A 23,678-nucleotide genomic window follows, 5' to 3' on the forward strand; every position below is an offset into this window, starting at 1 on the left:
CGGCCGCTGCCCTGCGTGAGTAGACTGGCAGCGGATCACGACGATGTTTTCCACATCCCCAAAACCCCCCTTACTCAAGGAGATAGTTGTGGCTCTGATCGAGGCTGTTGGCGCTCGCGAAATTTTGGACTCCCGTGGAAACCCGACCATTGAGGTCGAGGTTCTGCTGGAGGATGGCACCGTTGCACGTGCCGGTGTGCCCTCCGGCGCATCGACCGGTGCGTTCGAGGCCTACGAGCTGCGCGATGGCGACCCCGCCCGCTACGGCGGAAAGGGCGTGCTCAAGGCCGTCGACGCCGTGCTCGACGAGATCGGCGACGAGATCGACGGCATCGAGTCCACCGAGCAGCGCGTGCTTGACGCCGCACTGATCGAGCTCGACGGCACCGAGAACAAGAGCCGCCTCGGCGCCAACGCGATGCTCGGCGTCAGCCTGGCCGTGGCCAAGGCATCGGCCGACTCGCTCGACCTGCCGCTGTTCCGCTACCTCGGTGGCCCGAACGCGCACACCCTTCCCGTTCCGCTGCTCAACATCATCAACGGTGGTTCGCACGCCGACAACGATGTCGACATCCAGGAATTCATGATCGTGCCGCTCGGCGCCGAGACCTTCAGCGAGGCACTGCGCTGGGGCGTCGAGACCTACCACGCCCTCAAGGGCCTGCTGAAGTCGAAGGGCCTGGCCACCGGCCTCGGCGATGAGGGTGGCTTCGCCCCCAACCTGCCCAGCAACCGTGCCGCCCTCGACCTCATCGTCGAAGCCATCCAGATCGCCGGCTACGTGCCCGGCAAGGACATCGCCCTGGCGCTCGACGTTGCCGCGACCGAGTTCTTCAAGGACGGCAGCTACCACTTCGAGGGCAAGCAGCTCTCGGCCGAGGAGCTCGTCGCCTACTACGCCGAGCTCGTCGAGGCGTACCCGCTGGTCTCGATCGAAGACCCGCTGGAGGAAGAGGACTGGGACGGCTACGTCCACCTCACCGCTCAGCTCGGCGACAAGGTGCAGATCGTCGGTGACGACCTGTTCGTGACCAACCCGAAGCGCCTGGCCAAGGGCCTGCAGCTCCGTGCCGGCAACTCGATCCTGGTGAAGGTCAACCAGATCGGCACCCTGACCGAGACGCTGGATGCCGTTGCCCTCGCGCAGCGCGCCGGCTACACCGCAATCCTTTCGCACCGCTCGGGTGAGACTGAGGACACGACGATCGCCGATCTCGCCGTCGCAACCGACTGCGGCCAGATCAAGACCGGTGCGCCTGCTCGCAGCGAGCGCGTTGCTAAGTACAATCAGCTGTTGAGGATCGAAGAAGAGCTCGGTGAGGCCGCCGTTTACGCCGGCCGCAGCGCGTTCCCGCGCTTCACCGCGTAACTCGCCTCGAGCGGTTTCTGCCGCGCAGCAAGCACCCGGCCCATTTCGATGGGCGCGTCTCGAAGGGAGGATCAGGGAAATGCCTGACACCTCGACGAAGACGCCGTCTCGGAAGGTTCCGGTGGCCATGGCCACCGGAGAATCCCCGAGCGGGGGCTGGCTGCGCGGCATCCGTTTTTCCGGCTTCTCGCTGATCATGATGGTGATCCTGGTCTTGGCCGTCGTCATCCTCGCCCCCGGCCTGCGCGTGCTCGTCGAGCAGCGCCAGGAGATCGCAGCGCTGAGCGCCGCCGTCGACGCCCAGCAGGAGCAGCTCACCACGCTGCGCGCCGAGCGCGAACGCTGGAACGACAAGACCTATGTGATCACGCAGGCCCGCGACCGGCTCTACTACGTGATGCCTGGCGAGGTCAGCTTCCTCGTGATCAACGACCTCGCCGCACCGCTCGAGGAGACCGAGCAGGCGCCGATCAGCACCGAAATCCAAAACACCCAGCTTGATTGGTTACAGTCGATGTTCGCCTCCGTGATGACGGCGGGCCTTGCAGAAAGCACAGCAACACCATGACGACACCGCCATTTGACTCGGCATCCGAGCGCGACATCGCCATCGTTTCGGCACAGCTCGGCCGCCCGGCCCGCAACGTGATCGGCATCGCCGCGCGCTGCGTCTGCGGTGCTCCGACCGTGGTCGCCACCGCGCCGCGACTGGCCGATGGGACCCCGTTCCCCACGCTCTACTACCTGAGCCACCCCGCAGCGACCGCGGCGATGTCGTTCCTCGAGGCCACACAGGTGATGAACGAGTTCAGCGAGCTCCTGGCCGCCGACGAGGAGATGCGTGCCGCATACGGCCGCGCGCACGAGGCGTATCTGGCGGACCGCGCCAGCATCCTCGTCGTTCCCGAGATCGAGAACTTCTCCGCAGGTGGCATGCCGGTGCGCGTGAAGTGCCTGCACGCCCTGGCCGGGCACGCGCTCGCGGCCGGTCCCGGCGTGAACCCCATTGGCGACCTCGCGCTCGAGCGCTCCACCTGGTCGCCGAACGTGTGCGAGTGCATCGCATACGAGGGCATCGACGCCGCAGAGCCCGGCACCGACGCGTGATGGCCCGGGTCTGATGCGGGCGTGGGGGCGCTGGGGCGGAGTGGTCGCCACGGCGGTGATTGTGGGAGTGACGCTCGGTTCGACGGTGCTCGACGCGCCACCGGCGCACGCCGATCAGATCCGCGACATGGAGTACTGGCTCACCGATTACGGCTTCGACGAGGCCTGGCTGACGACTAAGGGTGCCGGCGTGACCGTCGCCGTCATCGACACCGGCGTTGACGGCAGCGTCGCCGAGCTCAAGGGTGCGATCGTCGGGGGCATGGACGCGTCCGGAATCGGCTCGCCGAACGGCCAGACCCCCGTCGGCGACAATGAGCAGCACGGCACCATGGTGGCCTCGCTGCTCGCCGGCCGCGGGCGCGGTCCCGTGCCTGACAGCGGCGTGATCGGTGTCGCCCCCGAGGCGGAGCTGCTCGCGGCATCCGTCGCGTTCGGCACCGATACAGGCTCGACCGTCAGCAATGACGACCAGATCGCGGCTGCGGTGCGCTGGGCCGTCGACAACGGTGCCGATGTCATCAACATGTCGCTGACCCGCAACACGCCGGACTGGCCGCAGAGCTGGGATGACGCCTTCCTCTACGCCTTCGAGAACGACGTCGTCGTCGTCGCGGCCGCCGGCAACCGCGGCGCGGGAACGACATCCGTCGGCGCCCCGGCGACGATTCCCGGCGTCATCACCGTCGCCGGTGTCGACCGCAACGGCGAGGCGAGCTTCGACGCGTCGTCGCAGGGCATCACGATCTCCGTCTCCGCGCCCAGCGAGGACCTCGTCGGCGTCGTCCCGGGTGGCGGTTACGCAAAGTGGGACGGCACGAGCGGTGCCGCGCCGATAGTCTCCGGCCTCGTCGCGCTAGTCCGGGCGGCCTACCCTGAACTGGATGCCGCCGGCGCGATCAACCGGGTGCTCTCGACGGCCGAGCCGCGCGGACCGACGCAGATCTACGGAAACGGCCTGATCGACGCGGCCGCCGCGATCAACGACGAGGTGCCTGCTGCGACCACCGATCCCGCCACGCTTCTGAAGGACTGGATCCACCTGCACCGGCGCGCTGCCGTCGCCCCCAGCGAGGAGGAACCAGCGCCGCAGGAGCCCATCACGGTGAAGGCCGACCCGGTGGCGCCGGAGCAGGACAGCCTCGCAGCGCTGATCCCGAACAGCTTCACAATGGCCACTGTGACGGTGCCGCTGCTTGTGCTCGGGGGATTTGTTATCCTTATAGTGCTGATGGGCATAGGGGCCACACGGCATTTCAGGCGAATACTGCGCAGGTAGTAGATTGTTCGCACATCTGTGATCACGTAGGAGACCTTTAACTGTGCCCAAAATCCTCATTGTCGGTGGCGGCTACGCCGGTTTTTACACCGCCTGGAAGCTTGAAAAGTGGCTGCGCAAGGGCGAGGCTGACGTCACCGTCGTCGACCCGCTGCCCTACATGACCTACCAGCCCTTCCTTCCGGAGGTGGCTGCCGGCTCCATCGAGCCGCGCCACTCCGTTGTGGCTCTGCGTCGTCACCTCAAGAAGACCACCGTCGTGACCGCCAAGGTCACCGGCATCAACCACGCGGCCAAGCAGGCCACGATCACCCCGCCGGTCGGAGACCCCTACACCTTCGACTACGACGTGATCGTTGTCACGGCCGGTGCGGTCTCGCGCACCTTCCCGATCCCGGGTGTCGCCGATGAGGCCATCGGCCTCAAGACGATCGAAGAGGCCATCGCGATCCGCGACCGCGTGCTCACGAACTTCGACAAGGCTGCGGCAATGCCGGCCGGCCCCGAGCGTGACCGCCTGCTGACCTTCACCGTCGTCGGTGGCGGTTTCGCCGGCATCGAGGTTTTCGCAGAACTGCGTTCCTTCGCCAGCTCGCTGCTGAGCTCGTACCCGGAGCTCACGTTCGACGACACGCACTTCCACCTCATCGAGGCCATGGGGCGCATCATGCCCGAGGTTTCGCTCGAGACGAGCCACTGGGTGCTCAAGAACCTCGCGCAGCGCGGTGCAGAGGTGCACCTCGACACGCAGCTCAAGTCCGCTGTCGGCGGCGTCGTCGAACTCTCCACCGGTGAGAGCTTCGAGAGCGACCTGATCGTCTGGACCGCCGGTGTGATGGCGAACCCCGCCGTCGTGCGTGGCTCCGACTTCCCCGTCGAAGAGCGTGGCCGGCTGCAGGTGCGCGCCGACCTGCGCATCGGAACCGAAGACGACATCGTCGAGGGTGCATGGGCCGCCGGTGACATCACCGCTGTTCCCGACCTCTCGGGCGGTGGCGTCGGTGGCTACTGCGTGCCGAACGCCCAGCACGCTGTTCGCCAGGGCAAGCTCCTCGCGAAGAACATCGTCGCGGTGCTGCGCGGCGAAGGCCCCACGGAGTACCTGCACAAGAACATGGGCGCCGTCGCCGGCCTCGGCATCGGTTACGGTGTGTTCCAGTCCGGCAAGATCGCGATCAAGGGCCTCCCGGCCTGGTTCGCGCACCGCGGCTACCACGGTCTGGCCATGCCCAGCTGGGAGCGCAAGATCCGCGTCATCTGGGGTTGGGTGAACAACTTCTTCCTCGGTCGCGACATCGTCTCGCTCGCCGCCGTCGCGAACCCGCGCGCCGCATTCGAGGAGTTCGCCTCGCGTCCGAAGCCGCCGGTCGAGGCAGCACCCGTTGCCGCCGCTCCGAAGGCCGTCGCCCCGAAGGTTGCCAAGACGGCGGCCGCCAAGGCCCCCGCCGCGAAGGCCGCTGCGACGGATGTCGCCCCGAAGGCCGCCAAGGCCCCGGTCAAGCGTGCGCCCAAGAAGGTTGCCGCCGAGACCGTCGAGGTCGCAGAGGTCGTCGCCGCCAAGTAGCATCGCCGCTCTCCCGCCGGGTTCCGGCGGAGAACAGCGCAGAACAGCCCCGAGGCCATCGCCTCGGGGCTGTTCTGTTCCGCCGATAGACTCGGCACGGTTGTTCGGCACGGCCCCCATAGCCCAATCGGCAGAGGCAGGCGACTTAAAATCGTCACAGTCAGGGTTCGAATCCCTGTGGGGGCACCGGATGCCGGGCCACCTGCGGTCACACGGCGCCCGCGGCATCCGTGGCCGGTCAGCGGATACACGCGCCGACGCGCCCCGTTGGCACGTCGAGATCACGTGCGGACCGGCCCGCATCCGCACACCGGCTGCGATCAGCTGAGGTGGTCGAGATAGCGCAGCAGCACGCCCTCCCGCAGCGCCCACGGTGACACCTCGAGTTCCTTGACCTTGAACGCCGCCATCGCCTCCGAGAGCACGATGCCGCCGGCGACGATCTGGAACGTGCGGTCGGCGGTGATGCCGGGCAGCGCGGGGCGGGCGTCGGCCGGGATCCGGGCCAGGCGGGGGATCCAATCATCCAGTTGTGAGCGGCGCAGCAGGAAGCGGTCCAGGGCCCCGACGCCGTCGACGACCGATCCGGCCAGGCGTGCCAGTGAACGGATCGTCTTGGACGAGCCGACGACGTGGGCCGGGGTCGGCAGATCGGCGAAGGCGGGCAATGCCTCCTCGAGGACCGCGCGTGCGTGCTCGCGCAGCGCATTCATCTGGGCGGCCGTCGGCGGGTCATCGTGCAGGAAGCCGATCGTGCTGCGGCCGGCACCGAGTGGCAGAGACAGCGACACCGCCGGGTACTCGTCCGCTCCGGCCGCGATCTCGAGCGAACCGCCCCCGATGTCGAAGAGCAGCGTGTCTGCGGCCGACCAGCCGTACCAGCGGCGCACCGCGAAGAAGGTGAGCCTGGCCTCGTCCTCGCCGGAGAGGACCTGCAGCTCGATCCCGGTCTCGGCCGTGATCAGATCCAGCACCTCCTGGCCGTTGCGGGCCTCGCGGAGCGCCGAGGTCGCCATGGGCAGCAACTCGTCGATGTTGTTCTGACGGGCAACGGCGCTGGCGGAGCGCACCGATTCCAGGATGGCGTCCACGCCCTCCGCACTGATCGAGCCGTCGGCCTCGAGATAGCGCATGAGCCGCAACACCGACTTGTGCGAGGCCATCGGCACAGGCGCGGCGCCCACATGGGCATCGACGATCAACAGGTGGACGGTGTTCGAACCGACATCGAGAACTCCAAGACGCATGCTGGAACGATAGCGTCTCGGCCGGGCACGGATGCGCGCATGGCGTGAAATGCCCCGGCATGGTGCATACTGTTTCACACTCGGTAAGTGGGTCATTCGACCCACTTCGGAGGGCGCCGCCGATCGTGCGGCGGAATGGACTTGCTCAGCGTTGTGTAAGGAGGCCGTCATGCCACGCATCCCCGCGGCAGAACGTCGCGCCGCCCTCGTTCAGGCCGCCCTTCGCGTCGTTGCAACCCAGGGTGTCAGCGCCGCAACGACCAGGGCCATCGTCGCGGAGGCCGGCATGTCGCTGGCCAGCTTCCACTACGCCTTCGCCTCGCGTGACGAACTGATGCACGAACTCATCGCCTTCGTCGTCGCCCACGAGCAGGCGGCCGTGCTCCCCGCCCCCGACGGTGACGCCTCCCTGCGGGACATCCTCCGGGCCGGCCTGCAGCGCTACGCGGATCACCTGCGCGCCGACCCGCTGCGCGAGCAGGCGATGCTCGAGCTCACCCAACAGGCGCTGCGCTCGACGGGGATGGAACACCTCGCAAAGCTCCAATACGACACCTACTTCGCGCTCGCGGCGACAGCGCTCACCACGGCAGCCGAGCAGACGGGAACCGCCTGGACGCGCCCCGTCGACGAGGTCGCGCGCCTGCTCGTCGTACTGACCGACGGTCTCACCATCACGTGGCTCGTCGAACGCGACGATGCCGCTGCGGCATCCATCATGGACTTTGCGGCGGACGCGCTCGCAGGATTGGGCAGGCAATTGTGAGCGGCACAACCACGACTCCGAACACGAGCGGGGCCGAACTGCCCGGCGTCTTCGCCGAACCGACGCGCCGGGTCTCCGGCGGGTGGATCGCCGCCTTCGGCAGCGCCTGGCTCGGCATCTGGATGGCGCAGCTCACGCCGGTGCAGATGCTGCTGCCGCTGCAGATCGACGCCCAACTCAAGCCGGAGCACTGGGTCGACAGCGTCGTCGCCTTCGGTGTGATCTCCGGCATCGCCGGTCTCATCGCGATGCTCGCGTTCCCGCTGACCGGGGCGTTGAGCGACCGCACCACCTCGCGTTTCGGCCGCCGCCGACCGTGGATCGCCGCGGGCACACTGCTCTTCGCCGTGGCACTGGTCGCCCTCGGCTTCCAGACGGAGCTGTTCGGCATCGCCCTCTGCTGGATCATCGCCAGCACCGGCTTCTGTGTGCTCACCGCGGCGCTCACCGCGACGATCTCCGACCAGGTTCCCGTCGGCCAGCGTGGCTACGTCTCGGGCTGGATGTCGGCGCCGCAGGCCGTCGGCACCATCCTCGGCCTCGTGCTGGTGCTCACCGTCTTCACCGGCCAGCTGCTCGGCTACGTCTCGATGGCCGTGCTGCTCGTGCTGCTGATGATCCCGTTCCTGCTCCGCCCCGACGCCGTGCTGCTGCCGGAGCAACGCGAGCCGCTCAGCACCCGGGGCATCCTCGCGAGCCTGTGGATCAGCCCGCGCCGCTACCCCGACTTCGGCTGGACGCTGCTCAGCCGGGTCCTGGTCAACTTCGGCAACGCCTTCGGGACGAGCCTGCTGCTCTACTTCTTGATGTTCCAGCTGAATGACAAGAACGCCGAAGAGAACCTGATCCTGCTGACGCTGATCTACATGGTCTTCGTCGTGCTCTCCTCGCTCATTCTGGGCCGACTCTCGGACCGGCTGGGGCGGCGCAAGGCCTTCGTCTTCATGTCGTCGAGCGCCCAGGCCTTCGCCGCCCTGCTGCTCGCCTTCTTCCCCAGCCTGCCGATGGCGATGGTCGCCGCCGGGCTGCTCGGCCTCGGCTACGGCTGCTTCCTCTCGGTCGACCAGGCGCTGGCCACCCAGGTGCTCCCCGACCCGGCCACCCGCGGGAAGGACCTCGGCATCATGAACATCGCCACCACCGTGCCGCAGGCGGTCGCCCCGATGCTCGGTGCGGCCACGGTCGCGCTGCTCGGCGGCTTCCAGGGGCTGTTCCTGATGTCGGCCGTCTTCGCCTTCGCCGGTGCGCTCGCCGTCGCACGCGTGAAGTCGGTGCGCTGATGAGCGCGCAGTTGGGTCTCCGCTCCGGCTTCGAACTGACCGACACCGGCGTCTCGGCATCCGCCCTGCCCGCCCGCTTCCGCGGTGCGGAGTACTGGCGCGCGCTCGACGCCGCCACCAGTGAGCTCGACCCGCCCTTCGCTGTGCTGCAACTGGATGCGCTGCGACACAACGCCAGCGACATGCTGCGCCGCGCCGGCGGCATGCCGATCCGGGTGGCGAGCAAGTCGCTGCGTGTGCGCGGCGTCATCGAGGCCCTGCTCGAACTGCCCGGATACCACGGCGTGCTCGCCTACACGCTGGCCGAGGCACTCTGGCTGGCCGAGACCGTCGACGACGTCGTCGTCGGCTACCCGAGCGTCGACCGTGCCGCGATCCGTCGCCTGGCCACCGACCCGGCCCTCGCCGCGCGCGTCACGCTGATGGTGGACTCGCCGGAGCAGCTTGACGTCGTCGACGCGGTGCTGCGGCCGGGGGAGCGGGAGAACGTGCGCGTCTGCCTCGAGCTCGATGCCTCCTGGAACGCCCCGGTGCTCGGCCACCTGGGCGTCTGGCGATCGCCGGTGCACAGCGCAGCGGATGCCGGGGCGCTCGCCGCGTACATCACCTCGCGACCGGGTTTCACCCTCGTCGGCATGATGGCCTATGAGGCGCAGATCGCCGGGGTCGGCAACCAGCCGATCGGCAAGCCGGTCGACGGGGTGATCAATCGCTGGATGCAGCGGCAGTCCATCGCCGAGCTGCACGAGCGTCGTGGGGCGGCGGTGGCCGCCGTCCGCGCGATCGCGCCGCTCGAGTTCGTCAACGGCGGTGGAACGGGCTCGCTGGAGAGCACCTCGAGCGACGCCTCGGTCACCGAGATCGCAGCGGGCAGCGGGGCGTTCGGCGGGCACCTCTTCGACAACTACGGGCACTTCGCCCCGGCCCCCGCCGCTGCCTTCGCGCTGCCGATCGTGCGCAAGGCGACGGAGGACACGGCGACGATGCTCGGCGGCGGATGGGTCGCCTCCGGGCCACCCGCGGCGGACCGGCTGCCCCAGCTCGTCTGGCCGGAGGGTCTCTCCTTCGTCTCGCGGGAGATGGCGGGCGAGGTGCAGAGCCCCCTCACGGGCGAGGCGGCAGTTCGGCTTCGACCGGGGGACAGGGTCTGGCTCCGGCACACGAAGTCCGGCGAACTCAGCGAACACGTCAACGAGTTCGCCCTGATCGATGACAATGCGGTCGTCGGCACGCTGCCGAGCTACCGCGGCGAGGGAAAGGCATTCTTGTGAGCGGCGCGCCAAAGACGACGGTGGGACAGAGCACGGGAAGCGGCACGAGGCGCGCCGGCAGGGGCGCACTGAACGCGACCGGCGCGGTGTGGCGCAACTGGGGGCGCAGCGAAGCGGTGCGCCCGGTACGGGTGGAACGTCCGGCGAGCGTCGGCGCCGTGCAGCGCGCCGTGCTGGCCGCCGCGAAGAGCGGGCTGCCGGTGAAGGCGATCGGCGCCGGCCACAGCTTCACGGGCATCGCCGTGGCACCGGGCGTGCAGCTTGAGCTCTCCGGGCTGCGCGGTGTGCTCGACCACGACGTTGAACGACACCGCGTCACCCTCGCCGCCGGCACCAATCTGCACCAGCTCCCCGGGCTGCTGGCCCCGCTCGGCCTTGCGCTGCCGAACATGGGCGATATCGACCGGCAGACGATCGCCGGCGCGACCTCCACGGGCACCCACGGCACCGGTGGCTCCTTCGGCGGACTCGCCACCCAGATCGTCGGCCTCAGCCTGGTGACCGCGAACGGCGAGCTGCTGCACATCGGGACCAACAGCGCCGGCGTCACGGCAAACGCCGAGCTGCTGCCTGCCGCACGCCTCGGGCTCGGCGCCCTCGGCGTGATCGTCGACGTCACGCTCCAGCTCGTTCCGACCTTCGTGCTGCAGGCCGTCGAACGCCCGGAGCCGCTCTACGGCGTTCTGGCGAACTACCTCGAGCGCTCGGCATCCAAGGACCACTACGAGTTCTACTGGTTCCCGCACACCGAGTCGGCTCTCACCAAGACCAACACGCGGCTGCCGGCGGATGCCGCGCTCTCCCCGATCCCGCCGATCAAGCGCTGGGTCGACGACGAGCTCGTCGCCAACGGCCTCTACCGGGTGATGTGCAACCTCGGGAAGGCCGTCCCGTCGGTGATCCCGCGACTCAGCCAGCTGGCCGACAAGGTGACGGGCACCCGCGACTTCACCGACTTCTCACCGGCCGTCTTCGTCACCAACCGCACGGTGCGCTTCCGCGAGATGGAGTATGCGCTGCCGCGGGAGGCCGTGCCGGCTGCACTCTGCGAGGTGAAGTCGTTGATCGAGAAGAAGGGATGGCGCATCTCCTTCCCGCTCGAGGTGCGCTCGGCCGCCGCCGACGACAACTGGCTCTCCACCGCTTACGGCCGCGACACCGGCTACATCGCTGTGCATCGCTTCTTCCGGGAGGACCCGGAGGAGTACTTCCGCGCGGTCGAACAGATCATGATCGCGCACGCCGGCCGACCACACTGGGGCAAGATGCACTACCGCGATGCCGCATCGCTCCGCACCGTGTACCCGCGCTTCGACGACTTCCTGGCCGTGCGCGACCGCCTCGACCCCGACCGGGTGTTCGGCAACGCCTACCTGCGGCAGGTGCTCGGCGACTGAGCCCTTTCGGCGACAGAGGCACGTCGGCGACTAAGCCCCTTCGGCGCTAGGGCGTCCGGCGGCGCAGGGTCAAGGAACCGAGCACGACGGCGCCGACGGCGTATGCGGCGATGATGCCGATGTCGATCCAGATCGCCGCCGTGTCGTCGGATCCGCTCGCCACCGCGTTCAGCGCGTCGATCGCGTGCGAGAGCGGTAGCCAGTCACCGATCGCCTGCAGCACCTCTGGCAGCTGATCGCGCGGCAGGAAGATGCCGCCGAGCAGGATCTGCGGGAACACGAGCACGGGCATGAACTGCACCACCTGGAACTCGGTACGGGCGAACGCGCTCGCGAGCAGGCCCAGGGTCGTGCCGAGCGCGGCATCCATCACCGCCACGAGCAGCAGCAGCCCGATGGAGCCGTCGATCTCGAGTCCACAGACCCAGACGGCGAACGCGACCGCGATGCTGGCCTGCGCCACGGCGAGCAGACCGAAGGCGATCGTGTAGCCGAGGAGGAAGTCGCCGCGGCCGAGCGGCATCGCCAGCAGCCGCTCCAGGGTTCCCGTGCGGCGCTCCCGCAGGGTCGCGATGCTCGTGACGAGGAACATCACGATGAACGGGAAGAGCGCGATCATCGCCGGCCCGATCGAGGCGAAGACGGGTGTGTCGGAGAAGATCCAGGCCACGAGGCCGATCAGCAGGGTTGGCACGAGCAGCAACAGGGCAATGGTGCGCGGGTCGTGCCGGATCTGGGTGAGCACCCGGCCGGTCGTGGCGAGGGTGCGCCCGGCGTTCATGGGCGAGCCCCCGCATCGCCGGCCGGGTCATCCGGCGTGCGGGCGTGGCGCCCGCCATGCGACTCCCCGCGTCGGGTGATGACCTCGAGGAACGCGCTCTCGGCGTCGCCGGCCCCGGTGCTGGCGAGCAGCCCGGCCGGTGTGTCGTCGAAGAGGATCTCGCCGTCCCGCATCAGCAGCAACCGGTCGCAGCGGGTGGCCTCATCCATGACATGGCTCGAGACGAGCAGACTCACCCCGGATGCCGCGAGCCGATGGAACAACTCCCACAACTCGACCCGCAACACCGGGTCCAGCCCCACGGTCGGTTCGTCCAGCACGAGCAGCTCCGGCGAGCCGAGCAGGGCCGCGGCCAGCGACACCCGACTACGCTGCCCGCCCGAGAGCTCGGCGACCAGCTGCCCGGCCTGATCGGCGAGCGATGTGGCATCCAGAACCCGGTCGACATCCGTCGACGGCGCCCCGAGCACCCGGCGGAAGTAGTCGATGTTCTGGCGCACCGTGAGGTCGTCGTAGACGCTCGCGGCCTGGGTGACGTAGCCGACGCGGTGCCGCAGTGCGGCGCTTCCGCCCGGCAGGCCGAGCACGGTCACCGTGCCGGACTGGATGACCTGCACGCCGACGATCGCACGCATCAGCGTCGTCTTGCCGCAGCCGCTCGGACCGAGCAGGCCGACGACCTGGCCGCGCGGCACATCGAGGCGCAGGCCGTGCAGCACCGGGATTCGCCCCCTCCGCACACGCAGATCGTCGATGCGGATCGCAACAGCCGTGCTGTTCATCATGAGATGCATTATTCGCCACTTCCGGCCCCCGTGATAGTCCCGAAACGAGGCAAAACGGAGGGGTGGCACCGGGCGATGCAGGGAGTCGCCGCCATGCTGGCTTGGAGTCTGGTGAGAACGCCATGAATGCGCGAAGCTGCCACCTAGGATGGAGGAGCACCCAGGCTGTACCCGCCACACAATCACGCGTTCTACAAGGAGCATCTGCCATGGAATGGCTCATCCCGATTCTTATCGTCGTCGTCCTCGCTGCCATCATCGGCATCTACCTGTGGGCGACGTACAACGCGCTGGTGACGCTGAATGTGCGTGTCGATGAGGCCTGGAGCGACATCACGGTGCAGCTGAAGCGTCGTGCCGACCTGATCCCGAATCTGATCGAGACGGTCAAGGGCTACGCCGCCCACGAGAAGGGCGTCTTCGAGAGTGTGACGAAGGCCCGCGCCGAGAGCCTGTCCGTGCAGACCCCCGCCGATGCCTCCGTCGCCGAGAACCACATGCAGAGCGCCCTGAAGAGCATCTTCGCCGTCGCGGAGGCGTACCCGCAGCTGCAGGCCAGCCAGAACTACCTGCAGTTGCAGGGCGAGCTGGTCGACACCGAAGACAAGATCCAGGCCGCACGCCGCTTCTACAACGGTGGCGTGCGTGAACTGAACACGAAAATCCAGGTGTTCCCGAACAACGTCTTCGCCAACAAGCTCGGTTTCAACGGGCGTCAGTTCTTCGAGGTTGCGGATGCCGCAGCGATCGCCGAGCCGCCCCGCGTGCAGTTCTAGCCTGAACCGTTCTCACGCCCTCCGGCCCCACACTGACCAGGAACCATGTATAGCGCGATAGCCCGCAACAAGCGCAACACCGTCTTCATCATCATCTTCTTCCTGCTGATCATCGGCGCGCTTGGCTGGTTGGCAGGCTACATCTACGAGAGCCCGTCGATGGTTGTGACGACGCTCGTCGTCGCGACCCTCTACGCCGTGTTCCAGTACTTCATGGCCGGGCGCCAGGCCGTCGCGATGAGCGGCGGCGTCGAGATCACCTCGGTGACCGACCACCCGCGGCTGTGGCGCGTCGTCGAGAACCTCTCCATCACCACGGGGACGCCGATGCCGAAGATCTACGTGATCAGCGACCCGGCACCGAACGCCTTCGCGACGGGCCGTGACCCGGAGCACGCCATCGTCGCGGCGACGACGGGTCTGCTCGAGATCATGGACGACGCCGAGCTGGAGGGCGTCATGGCGCACGAGCTCGGTCACGTGCGCAACTACGACATCCGGGTGTCGATGATCGTCTTCGGACTCGTCGTCGCCGTCGGTTTCATCGCCGACATGTTCATGCGGATGGCGTTCTTCGGCCGGAACAACAACAACGGCAACCCGCTCGTGATGGTGTTCGGACTCGTCGCGATGCTCGTCGCGCCGCTCGTGGCCGGCATGGTGCAGATGGCGGTCTCCCGCCAGCGCGAGTACCTCGCAGATGCCACCGGCGCGCTCACGACCCGCCACCCGGAGGCGCTGGCGAGCGCGCTGCTGAAGCTCGAGGCCTACTCGCGCCCGATGCAGCGACAGAACTCCTCAATGGCGCACCTCTGGATCGCCGACCCGCTGAAGCCCGGCATCATGGACCGCCTGTTCAGCACCCACCCTCCGATCGCCGAGCGCGTCGAGCGGCTGCGCACCATGGGCGGCAGTTTCTAGGTTGCCGACGCTCGCTGCGCCTCGCAGCGTTGCACGGAGACAGTGCGGTTGCAACGACGGCTGCGGCCGAATCGTCCTTGCGAACGCGCTATGTCCTTTTTGGCGGATGCCGCTGCGCGGCTAGGCGCGGGCGAGCTCGGCGGCCAGCGGCCCGGCCAGCGTGCCCCAGTCGCTCACCGTGATGTCGTCCAGGCCCTGCCAGACTGCGGCCGAGCGCACCAGCGGGGCGACGCGTTCCGCGATCTCCTGGCCGACACCGGCCTCGTGCCAGGCCGACTGCACCCGCAGGACGCCGGCTTGACGGTCGTTCTTCAGGTCGATGCGGCCGACGACGCTGTCGTCGATGAGGATCGGCAGCGAGTAGTAGCCGAAGACGCGCTTCGGCGCCGGTGTGTAGATCTCGATGCGGTAGTGGAAGTCGAACAGCCGCTCCGCCCGCTTCCGGTCCCAGACGACCGGGTCGAAGGGGGAGAGCAGGGCGCCGGTGTTGATGCGCCGCGGCTTCTGGGCATCCCGGTGCAGCCAGGCCTGCTGCTTCCAGCCGGGCACGGTGACGGGTAACAGCACCCCCTCATCGGCGAGCGACTGCACCGCGGTGAGAGTGTCGGCGCGGCCCATCCGGAAGTAGTCGGCGAAGTCGCCGGCCGTGCCGATGCCGTGCGCCTCGGCCGCGTGCCGCACCAGCTGACGCTGCGCGTCGTCCCGCGGGATGTGGCTGTGGATGACGGCATCCGGCAGTACCTGCTCCGGCAGCGCGTAGCTGCGCTCGAAGCGGGTGCGGCCGGCCGAGACGAGCTCACCCCAGCGGAAGAGCACCTCGAGCCCGGTCTTCACGTCCGACCAGCCCCACCACGGGCCGGAACGCTTGTTGGCGTCGTGTTCGATGGCGCTGGCCGGCATCGGCCCCTTCTCGGCGAGCTCGGCCTTGAGCCAGTCGATCATCGAGCGGTTGCTGTGCGCCCAGGCGTCGAGGTCGGCCGCGTGCCTCTGACGGTACTCCTCCATACGCCAGCGCAGCAGCGGCCAGGTCTCCACGGGGATCACCGCGGCCTCGTGCGCCCAATACTCCACGTAGCGGCCGCGCCTGGCGAAGGTCAGCGCGTCGAGTGAGGCCTTGTCGTAGTGGCCGAGCCGCGCGAAGACGGGCAGGTAGTGCGAGCGTTCGAACACATTCACCGAGTCGAGCTGCAGCAGCCCGACCCGCTCGATCAGGGCGTTCAGCTGCCGGGCGCCGACGGTGGCCGGGTGCGGGCGGGCGAAGCCCTGGGCGGCCAGGGCAATGCGGCGGGCGGATGCCGCCGAGACTGTATCTACCATCGACATGACGATACCGCCGCGCACCGACACCCGCACTCAGCGGCGTCCCGACGTGAACCGCACACCGCGACTTCACCGCCCATTCACCCGCGCGGCGGCCGGCGGACACGCGTGTTCCCTACTGTCGCAGAGGCTCGTGAAGGTTCCAGACGTCTCGCACTGCAGGGGCGGCCGACACGGCCCAACGGAGGATACGTGTTTACCAAGCGCACTCTGGTCGCGGGCATCGCAACCGCTGCCGCACTGACCATGGCCCTCACCGCGTGTGCGGGCGAGAGCAGCACACCGGCCGCGGGCGGGACGGATGCCGGGGCGGCCACCAGCCTCGCCGACTTCGGCACGCTCGCAGACCTCGAGGCCGCCGCGAAGGCGGAGGGCGCACTCAACGTCATCGCCCTGCCGCGCGACTGGGCCAACTACGGCGCGGTGCTCGACGCCTTCAGCGCCAAATACCCCGAGATCACGATCACCGAGCAGTCGCCGGACGTCTCCAGCGCCGAGGAGATCCAGGCGGCCAAGACCAACGCCGGACTCGACACGGCCCCGGACGTCTTCGACCTCGGCCTCACCGTCGCCCTGCAGAACACCGATCAGTTCGCCCCGTACCAGGTCGCCACCTGGGACGACATCCCTGACGCGCTCAAGGAGGCCTCCGGACTGTTCGTCGGCGACTACGGCGGATACATGTCGATCGGCTACGACTCCTCGAAGTACGCGGCGCCCGCCGCCATCGATGATCTCCTCGGCGCCGACTACAAGGGCGCGGTCGCCATCAACGGTGACCCGACCCAGGCCGGAGCGGCCTTCGCCGCCGTCGGCCTCGCCACCGTGCAGAGCGGCGGAACGCTCGACGACTTCCAGCCCGGCATCGACTTCTTCAGCGAGCTGAACGCCGCGGGCAACATGCTCAAGCTCGACGTGACCACCGCAACCGTGGCATCCGGTGAGACCCCCGTCGTCTTCGACTGGGACTACCTCAACGCCGCGCACCAGGCCGACAACAAGAACTGGAAGGTGACGATCCTTCCCGGAACCGGTTACGCCGGCTACTACAACCAGGCGATCAACAGGGAGGCGCCGAACCCGGCCGCCGCCCGCCTGTGGCAGGAGTTCCTCTACAGCGACGAGGGCCAGAACCTCTGGCTCGCAGGCGGCGCCCGCCCGGTGCGCGCCGAGGCGATGGCCGAGGCCGGAACGATCGACGAGAAGCTCTTCGCCGCCCTGCCCGACGCGCCGGAGGACACCGTCGTGCCGAGCGAGGAGCAGAGCACGGCCGCCGGCGAGCTGCTCGGCGAGAAGTGGGCGGCAGCCGTCAACTGACGCGCTGGCACCCCATGGCACTACTCACATCGGCGCCCGTCGGGGCGGACCACAGCGGTCCGACCCGGCGGCGCGCCGCGCCCGCTCGGCCCGAGGCTCGAGCGCCACGGCGGCTTCGGCTCGACATTCTGGGCCTGATGCCGTTCGCGTCCTACGTGCTGCTCTTCCTGGCGGTGCCGACGCTGCTCGCTGTCGGAAGCGGCTTCGTCGGAGCGGACGGTGCCCTCACCCTCGACAACGTCGCGGCGCTGGCCGACCCCGTCATCATCGCCACCTTCGTCAACTCGATCGGACTCTCGCTGCTCACCGCGGTGATCGGGGCGATCGTCGGCGCCCTGCTCTGCTACGCGTTGCTCGCGTTCCACGCGGAGGGCGCCGTGCGCGCGACGGTCGCGGCCATCAGCGGGGTGCTCGCCCAGTTCGGCGGGGTGATGCTCGCCTTCGCCTTCATCGCGACGATCGGCCTGCAGGGCGTCGTCACGGTCTGGCTGCGCGACGTCTGGGGCATCGACATCTTCGCGAATGGCGCGTGGATCTATGGCCTCCCCGGGCTCGTGCTGCCCTACATCTACTTTCAGGTGCCGCTGATGGTCATCACCTTCCTGCCGGCCCTCACGGCGCTGAAAGCGCACTGGCTGGAGGCCACCCTGACGCTCGGCGGCACGCGCGGCGCCTTCTGGCGCCGGGTGGCGATGCCGGTGCTCGCGCCCTCCTTCCTGGCCAGCTTCCTGCTGCTCTTCGCCAACGGCTTCTCCTCGTATGCCACGGCGGCCGCGCTGGCCAGTCAGGGCTCCCAGATCGTGCCGCTGCAGATCCGCACGGCACTCACCAGCGAGACGCTGCTCGGCCGCGAGAACCTGGCTGGGGCGCTCGCGCTCGGCATGATCGTGGTGATGGCTCTCGTGATGTGGGGCTACGCCGTGGTGCAGGGCAAAGCCGCCCGGTGGCAGAAGTGAGTCTGCCGGTGCGGCAACGCGCCGCGACGCTCGCGCCCAGCCCGCTCGGTGGCCGCGTCATCCTTGCCGGTGTCGGGCTCATCTTCGCGATCCCGATCATCTCGATGCTCGAATTCACCCTGCGTGGCGCCGATGGCGGCCACAGCGCCGAGCACTGGCTCGCACTGTTCGACCCGCAGAACGCGAAGAGTTACGCGCCGATCTGGGTCGGTCTCGGCAATTCGCTGGTGCTCAGCATCGGCACGGTCGCGATCGTGCTCCTCCTGTTGGCGCCGACGATGGTGCTCATCGCCCTGCGCTTCCCGACGCTCCGCCGCCCGTTCGAGTTCCTCTGCCTGCTGCCGCTGTCGATCCCGGCGATCGTTCTCGTCGTCGGGCTCGCGCCGGTGTACCTCGTCATCGGGCGCACCATCGGCACCGGCATCTGGCCGCTCTCCCTGGCCTACGGCGTCACCGTGCTGCCCTATGCGTACCGGTCGATTCAGGCCAGCATCGACGCCGTCGACATCGGAACACTCGCGGAGGCCGCCCGCTCGCTCGGTGCCGGCTGGGGCACCGTGCTGCTGCGCGTGCTCGGGCCCAACCTCCGCACCGGCATCCTCGCGGCCTGCCTGCTCTCGGTGGCCGTCGTGCTCGGGGAGTTCACGATCGCCTCCCTGCTGAACCGGCAGAACCTGCAGACGGCGCTCGTCGTCGTCAACAAGCAAGACCCGTATGTGGCGGTGATCCTCTCCCTGCTGGCCCTCGCCTTCGCGTTCGTGCTCCTGCTCGTGATCGATCGCGGCGCGGTCGCCCGGCGCGGCATCCGCTCAAGAAAAGGACAACAATGACCCGCCAGCGAAGCAGCACCGTCGAATTCGTGGAGGTCGTGAAGGACTACGGCGCCCACCGGGTGCTGCACGGACTGAACCTCGACATCGGTGCGGGGGAGTTCGTCTCCCTGCTCGGTCCATCCGGCTGCGGTAAGACGACGGCGCTGCGTGTGCTGGCGGGGCTCGAGGATGCCAGCGGTGGCGCCGTTCTGATCAACGGCAGCGACGTCTCGCGGGTGCCGACGAACAAGCGCGACATCGGCATGGTGTTCCAGTCCTACTCCCTGTTCCCGCACCTGAGCGCGCTGAGCAACGTGATGTTCGGGCTCTCGATGCGGCGTGTGCCCGGCCGTGAGGCCGAGAGCCGGGCGCGGGAGATGCTCGAGCTCGTCGGCCTCGGCGCGCTGGCCGAGCGCTACCCGCACCAGCTCTCGGGCGGTCAGCAGCAGCGCGTCGCCCTGGCACGGGCGCTCGTGACGGAGCCGCGGGTGCTGCTGCTGGACGAACCGCTCTCTGCGCTGGACGCGAAGGTGCGGGAGCAGCTGCGCGAGGAGATCCGCCGGATCCAGTTGCGCCTCGGCATCACGACTGTCTTCGTCACGCACGATCAGGAGGAGGCGCTCGCCATCTCCGACCGCATCGCCGTGATGAACGCGGGCGACATTGAGCAGATCGGAACACCGGAGCAGCTCTACACGCGGCCGAGCACCGCGTTCGTCGCGGGCTTCGTCGGCCAGAGCAACCGGGTCCCGGGGCTCGCCGGGCACGGCTACGTCGAGGTATACGGGCGGGCTCTGCCACTTCTCGACGCCGGCGAGCACGACGGTGCCATCGAGGTCCTGCTGCGCCCAGAGGACATCCGCTTCGCCGCGGAGGGCGTCCCGGCCGAGGTGGTGTCGTCCAGCTTCCTGGGTTCGATCAGGCGCACCAGCGTGCGCCTGACGGACGGATCGGTGCTGAGCGTGGAGCACCCCGTGGCTCAGAATCCGCAGCCGGGGGAGCGGCTGTTCCTGGAGTGGTCGGGGCAGCCGGTCGCGAGGGCCTCTACTACCGCAACGGCATATACACGGCCATAGACTGGGCGAGTGACCGAGTCAACGGGTAAGCGCAGGGGTGGACGTTGGTTTCCGTGGCGTGCCGCGGAGCGGACAACGGCACCGAAGAGCACAACGGAGATCGCCGAGCGCCTCACGGAGAGTGAGGAACAGCTCGCGGCGTCGCTTCCGCGCGGCGTTCGGCTCGGGGCGGCCTGGGCGTGGCGCCTGCTGTTGATCGGCGCCCTCGTCGCCGTCGCCATCTTCCTCGTCGTGCAGTTGCGTCTGATCGTGATCCCCGTGCTCGTCGCGGTGCTGCTCTCGGCGTTGTTGGTTCCGCTCGTCTCGTTCCTGGTGAAGCACAAGTGGCCGCGTGGTCTCGCCATCGCCGTCGCGATGGTCGGCATGTTGGCCGTCGTCTCGGGGCTCCTCGTACTCGTGATCACCCAGATCGCGCGTAACTCGAGCAACCTCAGCGACCGCGCGGTCGAGTCCTTCGAATCGATCAAGGCGTCGCTGCTCGACTCCCCGCTGCAGCTCACCGAGACCCAGATCAACGAGTTCCTCGCGCAACTCGTCTCGGCGATCCAAGAGGACAGCCAGGTCTTCATCAGCGGCGCGCTGAGCTTCGGCTCCTCGCTCGGGCACTTCCTCGCCGGAATGTTGATCACCCTCTTCGCCACGCTGTTCATGCTGATCGACGGCAAGGGCATCTGGAGCTGGGTCGTGCGCATCTTCCCGCGCCGTGCCCGTGCGGCCGTCGACGGCGCGGGCAAGGCCGGCTGGACCACCCTCGGCAACTTCGTCAAGGTGCAGATCCTCGTCGCGTCGATCGACGCGGTCGGCATCGGCCTCGGCGCCGCCCTCCTGCACGTGCCCCTGGCGATCCCGATCGCGGTGCTCGTCTTCCTCGGCTCCTTCATCCCGATTGTCGGTGCCGTCGCGACCGGCGCGGTCGCCGTGGCGATTGCCCTGATCTACAACGGCTGGCCGATCGCCCTGGCCATGCTCGGCGTCGTGCTGCTGGTGCAGCAGATCGAGGGGCATGTGCTGCAGCCGCTCATCATGGGCACCGCCGTCAAGGTGCACCCGCTCGCCGTCGTGCTCGTCGTCGCCGCCGGCTCGATGCTGGCCGGCATCGCCGGCGCGCTCTTCGCTGTCCCCGTCGCCGCCGTGCTCAACGTCATGGTCCACTACATTTCCAGCGGGGTCTGGAAGCACACGCCGGCGCCGCCCCTGCCGCCGCAGGGCTCGCCGCTATGGAGCACCGTTCCCCAGGCACGACCCGGATACCGGAGGGATGCCGCGACCGCGCCGTCCCCGAGAAACCCCTGATCGACTCCGACACCGCGGAAACCGCCACAGCGGCATCCGTCATCGCCGCCCCTCGCTGGCCACCACCACAGGCCCGCCGCAGGCCAGGCACACTTTACTTCCGCATCGCACGTTAGAGAATCGACGCAATGACTGACACGCCAACCACCCCAACCCTGATCGGGCCGAAGCTGGCCGAGATGCGGGCCGCGCGAGCCACGGTCGCCGCCGTCGCGCAGATCACGCCGATCGAGACCTCACGCTTCCTCTCCGACATCATCGGCTCACCGGTGCTGCTCAAGTGCGAGAACCTGCAGCGCACGGGTTCGTACAAGATCCGCGGGGCGTTCAACCGCCTCTCGGCGTTGACCGCCGAGGAGCGCAGCCACGGCGTCGTCGCGGCATCCGCGGGCAACCACGCCCAGGGCGTGGCGCTGGGTGCACGGGAGCTCGGCATCGCGGCCACGATCTTCATGCCGACGAATGTGCCGCTGCCCAAGCTCGAGGCCACGCGTGACTACGGCGCCGACGTCGTGCTCTCCGGCGCGATCATCAGCGAGACCCTCGCAGCCGCCGCCGCATTCGCGGAGGAGACCGGCGCGATCTTCATCCCGCCGTTCGACCACCCCGACGTCGTCGCCGGGCAGGGCACGATCGCCCTCGAACTGCTCGAGCAGGTTCCGGACATCGACACCGTCATCGTGCCGATCGGCGGCGGCGGGCTCATCTCCGGCGTCGCAAGCGCCTTCAAGCAGCACGAGGCGGCCGGCGGACGGCCGGTGCGCGTCATCGGCGTCCAGGCCGAGAACGCGGCCTCCTACATCGCGTCACTCGATGCCGGTGCGCCGATCAACATCCCGGTGAAGCCCACGATCGCAGACGGCATCGCCGTGTACCGCCCGGGCGAGCTCAACTACGCCATGATCCGGGATGCCGTCGACGAGATCGTCACGGTGAGCGAGGACGACGCCGCCCGTGCGCTGCTCGTGCTGATGGAGCGCGCGAAGCTCGTCGTCGAGCCGGCCGGTGCCGTCTCGGTCGCGGCAATCCTCGCGGGCAAGGTCACGGGCACGGGCACGACGGTCGCGATCCTCTCCGGTGGCAACATCGACCCGCTCCTGATGCAGCGCGTGATCAGCCACGGCCTCGCGGCATCCGACCGCTACCTCACCATGCGCGTCATGCTGATGGACCGGCCGGGCGAGCTCGCGCGCGTCGCCGCGATCCTCGCGGCCGTGAAGGCCAACGTCATCGAGGTGCTGCACACCCAGCACGGCCCCGATCTGCAGATCACCGAGGTCGAGCTCGACATCACCGTGGAGACCCGCGGACCGATTCACGTCGAAGAGGTCATCGCGGCACTGCGTGCAGAGGGCTACGAACCCAAGCTCGACAAACGCCGCAACTAGCCAGAGCATGCCCGCACGGTTGCCCAATCACGAGCCCGGCCAGCCCGTCGGCATGCCCCTGCCCAGAGCCGTGCCGATCCGCCGCCTCGGCGACGAGACGATGCCCGAGTGCCTCGCACTCGCGGTCGACCGGGAGTGGCAACCGGATGGCCACAAATGGCAGCTGCTCTTTGACCACGGTGAGGTGTGGGGTGTGCGTGATGATGACGGCTCCCTCGTCGGCACGGCGACAGCGACCCGATTCGGCGATGTCGTCGCGATCGGCAATGTGCTCGTCGCGCGGCGGGTGGAGGGCAGGGGCATCGGGCGCCGGCTCATGGAGCACGTTCTCGCGCGGCACAACGGAGCCGTTGTCGTACTGAACGCCACGGTGTACGGGCGCCCGCTCTACGAGAAATTGGGCTTTCACGCGGTCGGAAGCACGCACACGCATCGCGGCCTCTTCGTTCCGGATCCCGGCGGGCCGGGCTTCACGACCCTCGACGCCGCGGAGCCGAGCACACGCCCGGCGACGCCGGCTGATCTCCCCGCCATCGCCCGGCTCGACGCCGCGGCGTACGGGGCGAACCGCGAGCCACTGCTGCGCCGCGTCGCGACGAGTTTCGCCGATGCCGTCGTCGTGAGCGAGTGCGGGGGCGCCGTGACGGGCTTCGGGGCGCGGTGGAGCAATGGCGGCCACTCACAGATCGGCCCGCTGCTGGCCGGCGGCGAGGCGGAAGCGGCGTCCGTCATCGCGGCCCTCGCGCAGGGGCTCGACGGCGAATTGCGGGTCGACCTCAACGATCGGGACGCCGCACTGCGAGAATGGGCGACCGCCCGCGGGCTCACCGAGACGGGTGCATCCGCCCTGATGGTGCACGGCGCGGACGCCTTTCCCGGCGCCCGTGCGAGCTGGTACTCCGGGCTGATGCAGGCGATCGGGTAGCGCGCGTCAGCCATCCGCCGGATCCGGTGGATGTGGCATCCGGCACAT

22 protein-coding genes and 1 tRNA gene are annotated in these 23,678 nt (G+C 68.7%); 19 read left to right on the top strand and 4 right to left on the bottom strand.

Going from position 1 to position 23,678, the window contains the following annotated elements; all coding sequences use genetic code 11:
• The first annotated feature begins 88 nt into the window (after nt 1–88).
• The 6 genes from eno (at nt 89) to ASC66_RS15845 (ending at nt 5,505) form a co-directional block, all read left to right on the top strand.
• Nucleotides 89–1,369, top strand: coding sequence for a phosphopyruvate hydratase (gene eno / locus ASC66_RS15820; protein ID WP_055841855.1), 1,281 nt, complete (start codon nt 89–91; stop codon nt 1,367–1,369).
• 79 nt (nt 1,370–1,448) lie between these two features.
• Nucleotides 1,449–1,937: an FtsB family cell division protein gene (locus ASC66_RS15825; protein ID WP_235496969.1), complete on the top strand. Its 489-nt coding sequence runs from the start codon at nt 1,449–1,451 to the stop codon at nt 1,935–1,937.
• A complete protein-coding gene (locus ASC66_RS15830; protein WP_055841858.1) occupies nt 1,934–2,476 on the top strand; it encodes a DUF501 domain-containing protein in 543 nt (180 codons plus the stop codon). Before ASC66_RS15825 ends, ASC66_RS15830 begins: the two co-directional genes overlap by 4 nt.
• Before the next feature lie 61 nt (nt 2,477–2,537).
• Nucleotides 2,538–3,755, top strand: coding sequence for a S8 family peptidase (locus ASC66_RS15835; RefSeq protein WP_235496970.1), 1,218 nt, complete (start codon nt 2,538–2,540; stop codon nt 3,753–3,755).
• A 43-nt stretch (nt 3,756–3,798) separates the two neighbouring features.
• Nucleotides 3,799–5,319: an NAD(P)/FAD-dependent oxidoreductase gene (locus ASC66_RS15840; protein WP_055841865.1), complete on the top strand. Its 1,521-nt coding sequence runs from the start codon at nt 3,799–3,801 to the stop codon at nt 5,317–5,319.
• A gap of 112 nt (nt 5,320–5,431) precedes the next feature.
• Nucleotides 5,432–5,505 (top strand) — tRNA-Leu (locus ASC66_RS15845).
• A 134-nt stretch (nt 5,506–5,639) separates the two neighbouring features.
• On the opposite strand, the gene ASC66_RS15850 is transcribed toward ASC66_RS15845, so the two are convergent.
• On the bottom strand, nt 5,640–6,566 hold the full coding sequence (locus ASC66_RS15850) for a Ppx/GppA phosphatase family protein (protein WP_055841868.1): 927 nt from the start codon (nt 6,564–6,566) through the stop codon (nt 5,640–5,642).
• Nucleotides 6,567–6,735: 169 nt separating this feature from the next.
• Between ASC66_RS15850 and ASC66_RS15855 the strand changes: the two genes are divergently transcribed.
• The 4 genes from ASC66_RS15855 to ASC66_RS15870 all read left to right on the top strand — a co-directional run bounded on the left by ASC66_RS15855 (nt 6,736) and on the right by ASC66_RS15870 (nt 11,280).
• On the top strand, nt 6,736–7,332 hold the full coding sequence (locus ASC66_RS15855) for a TetR/AcrR family transcriptional regulator (RefSeq protein ID WP_082492422.1): 597 nt from the start codon (nt 6,736–6,738) through the stop codon (nt 7,330–7,332).
• On the top strand, nt 7,329–8,612 hold the full coding sequence (locus ASC66_RS15860) for an MFS transporter (RefSeq protein ID WP_235496971.1): 1,284 nt from the start codon (nt 7,329–7,331) through the stop codon (nt 8,610–8,612). The genes ASC66_RS15855 and ASC66_RS15860 overlap by 4 nt, the downstream gene beginning before the upstream one ends.
• Nucleotides 8,612–9,883: an alanine racemase gene (locus ASC66_RS15865; RefSeq protein WP_082492423.1), complete on the top strand. Its 1,272-nt coding sequence runs from the start codon at nt 8,612–8,614 to the stop codon at nt 9,881–9,883. Before ASC66_RS15860 ends, ASC66_RS15865 begins: the two co-directional genes overlap by 1 nt.
• Nucleotides 9,884–9,951: 68 nt before the next feature.
• Entirely contained in the window at nt 9,952–11,280 is a 1,329-nt protein-coding gene (locus ASC66_RS15870; RefSeq protein WP_055842358.1) for a D-arabinono-1,4-lactone oxidase, read from the top strand.
• Nucleotides 11,281–11,326: 46 nt separating this feature from the next.
• Here ASC66_RS15870 and ASC66_RS15875 read toward each other — a convergent pair whose 3' ends face one another.
• Nucleotides 11,327–12,061: an ABC transporter permease gene (locus ASC66_RS15875; RefSeq protein ID WP_055841871.1), complete on the bottom strand. Its 735-nt coding sequence runs from the start codon at nt 12,059–12,061 to the stop codon at nt 11,327–11,329.
• Nucleotides 12,058–13,050 carry an ABC transporter ATP-binding protein gene (locus ASC66_RS15880; protein WP_502691629.1) on the bottom strand — a complete coding sequence of 331 codons (993 nt, stop codon included), beginning with the start codon at nt 13,048–13,050 and terminating at the stop codon, nt 12,058–12,060. Before ASC66_RS15880 ends, ASC66_RS15875 begins: the two co-directional genes overlap by 4 nt.
• Nucleotides 13,051–13,055: 5 nt before the next feature.
• Between ASC66_RS15880 and ASC66_RS15885 the strand changes: the two genes are divergently transcribed.
• Entirely contained in the window at nt 13,056–13,622 is a 567-nt protein-coding gene (locus ASC66_RS15885; RefSeq protein WP_055841874.1) for a LemA family protein, read from the top strand.
• Between the two features lie 45 nt (nt 13,623–13,667).
• Nucleotides 13,668–14,543 (top strand): M48 family metalloprotease, encoded by an 876-nt coding sequence (locus ASC66_RS15890; protein ID WP_055841877.1) that lies wholly within the window; start codon nt 13,668–13,670, stop codon nt 14,541–14,543.
• Nucleotides 14,544–14,663: 120 nt separating this feature from the next.
• Here ASC66_RS15890 and ASC66_RS15895 read toward each other — a convergent pair whose 3' ends face one another.
• Complete coding sequence (locus ASC66_RS15895) at nt 14,664–15,860, bottom strand: winged helix-turn-helix domain-containing protein (protein ID WP_055842364.1); 1,197 nt, start codon at nt 15,858–15,860, stop codon at nt 14,664–14,666.
• Nucleotides 15,861–16,109: 249 nt separating this feature from the next.
• On the opposite strand from ASC66_RS15895, the gene ASC66_RS15900 reads away from it, so the two are divergent.
• The 7 genes from ASC66_RS15900 (at nt 16,110) to ASC66_RS15930 (ending at nt 23,630) form a co-directional block, all read left to right on the top strand.
• Nucleotides 16,110–17,180: an ABC transporter substrate-binding protein gene (locus ASC66_RS15900; protein WP_082492463.1), complete on the top strand. Its 1,071-nt coding sequence runs from the start codon at nt 16,110–16,112 to the stop codon at nt 17,178–17,180.
• A gap of 137 nt (nt 17,181–17,317) precedes the next feature.
• Complete coding sequence (locus ASC66_RS15905) at nt 17,318–18,136, top strand: ABC transporter permease (RefSeq protein ID WP_235496972.1); 819 nt, start codon at nt 17,318–17,320, stop codon at nt 18,134–18,136.
• The gene (locus tag ASC66_RS15910) at nt 18,124–18,966 is read left to right on the top strand and encodes an ABC transporter permease (protein WP_235496973.1); all 843 of its coding nucleotides are present in this window, start codon (nt 18,124–18,126) and stop codon (nt 18,964–18,966) included. Before ASC66_RS15905 ends, ASC66_RS15910 begins: the two co-directional genes overlap by 13 nt.
• Nucleotides 18,963–20,024 (top strand): ABC transporter ATP-binding protein, encoded by a 1,062-nt coding sequence (locus ASC66_RS15915; RefSeq protein WP_055841892.1) that lies wholly within the window; start codon nt 18,963–18,965, stop codon nt 20,022–20,024. The genes ASC66_RS15910 and ASC66_RS15915 overlap by 4 nt, the downstream gene beginning before the upstream one ends.
• A 9-nt stretch (nt 20,025–20,033) precedes the next feature.
• Nucleotides 20,034–21,317 (top strand): AI-2E family transporter, encoded by a 1,284-nt coding sequence (locus ASC66_RS15920; RefSeq protein WP_082492424.1) that lies wholly within the window; start codon nt 20,034–20,036, stop codon nt 21,315–21,317.
• Between the two features lie 128 nt (nt 21,318–21,445).
• On the top strand, nt 21,446–22,705 hold the full coding sequence (gene ilvA / locus ASC66_RS15925; protein ID WP_082492425.1) for a threonine ammonia-lyase: 1,260 nt from the start codon (nt 21,446–21,448) through the stop codon (nt 22,703–22,705).
• Nucleotides 22,706–22,757: 52 nt separating this feature from the next.
• Nucleotides 22,758–23,630 carry a GNAT family N-acetyltransferase gene (locus ASC66_RS15930; RefSeq protein WP_055841897.1) on the top strand — a complete coding sequence of 291 codons (873 nt, stop codon included), beginning with the start codon at nt 22,758–22,760 and terminating at the stop codon, nt 23,628–23,630.
• Nucleotides 23,631–23,678: the final 48 nt, after the last annotated feature.

This window comes from Leifsonia sp. Root4 (assembly GCF_001425085.1).
Lineage (GTDB): Bacteria > Actinomycetota > Actinomycetes > Actinomycetales > Microbacteriaceae > Microterricola.

Excerpts from the sequence above, each read along its gene's own strand:
- ASC66_RS15875 (WP_055841871.1), bottom strand. The coding sequence starts at position 12,061 with ATGAACGCCGGGCGCACCCTCGCCACGACCGGCCGGGTGCTCACCCAG.
- ASC66_RS15905 (WP_235496972.1), top strand. The coding sequence starts at position 17,318 with ATGCCGTTCGCGTCCTACGTGCTGCTCTTCCTGGCGGTGCCGACGCTG.
- ASC66_RS15885 (WP_055841874.1), top strand. The coding sequence starts at position 13,056 with ATGGAATGGCTCATCCCGATTCTTATCGTCGTCGTCCTCGCTGCCATC.
- ASC66_RS15850 (WP_055841868.1), bottom strand. The coding sequence starts at position 6,566 with ATGCGTCTTGGAGTTCTCGATGTCGGTTCGAACACCGTCCACCTGTTG.
- ASC66_RS15895 (WP_055842364.1), bottom strand. The coding sequence starts at position 15,860 with ATGGTAGATACAGTCTCGGCGGCATCCGCCCGCCGCATTGCCCTGGCC.
- ASC66_RS15930 (WP_055841897.1), top strand. The coding sequence starts at position 22,758 with ATGCCCCTGCCCAGAGCCGTGCCGATCCGCCGCCTCGGCGACGAGACG.
- ASC66_RS15865 (WP_082492423.1), top strand. The coding sequence starts at position 8,612 with ATGAGCGCGCAGTTGGGTCTCCGCTCCGGCTTCGAACTGACCGACACC.
- ASC66_RS15825 (WP_235496969.1), top strand. The coding sequence starts at position 1,449 with ATGCCTGACACCTCGACGAAGACGCCGTCTCGGAAGGTTCCGGTGGCC.
- ASC66_RS15855 (WP_082492422.1), top strand. The coding sequence starts at position 6,736 with ATGCCACGCATCCCCGCGGCAGAACGTCGCGCCGCCCTCGTTCAGGCC.
- ilvA (WP_082492425.1), top strand. The coding sequence starts at position 21,446 with ATGACTGACACGCCAACCACCCCAACCCTGATCGGGCCGAAGCTGGCC.
- ASC66_RS15890 (WP_055841877.1), top strand. The coding sequence starts at position 13,668 with ATGTATAGCGCGATAGCCCGCAACAAGCGCAACACCGTCTTCATCATC.
- ASC66_RS15900 (WP_082492463.1), top strand. The coding sequence starts at position 16,110 with ATGGCCCTCACCGCGTGTGCGGGCGAGAGCAGCACACCGGCCGCGGGC.
- ASC66_RS15830 (WP_055841858.1), top strand. The coding sequence starts at position 1,934 with ATGACGACACCGCCATTTGACTCGGCATCCGAGCGCGACATCGCCATC.
- ASC66_RS15880 (WP_502691629.1), bottom strand. The coding sequence starts at position 13,050 with ATGCTCCTTGTAGAACGCGTGATTGTGTGGCGGGTACAGCCTGGGTGC.
- ASC66_RS15915 (WP_055841892.1), top strand. The coding sequence starts at position 18,963 with ATGACCCGCCAGCGAAGCAGCACCGTCGAATTCGTGGAGGTCGTGAAG.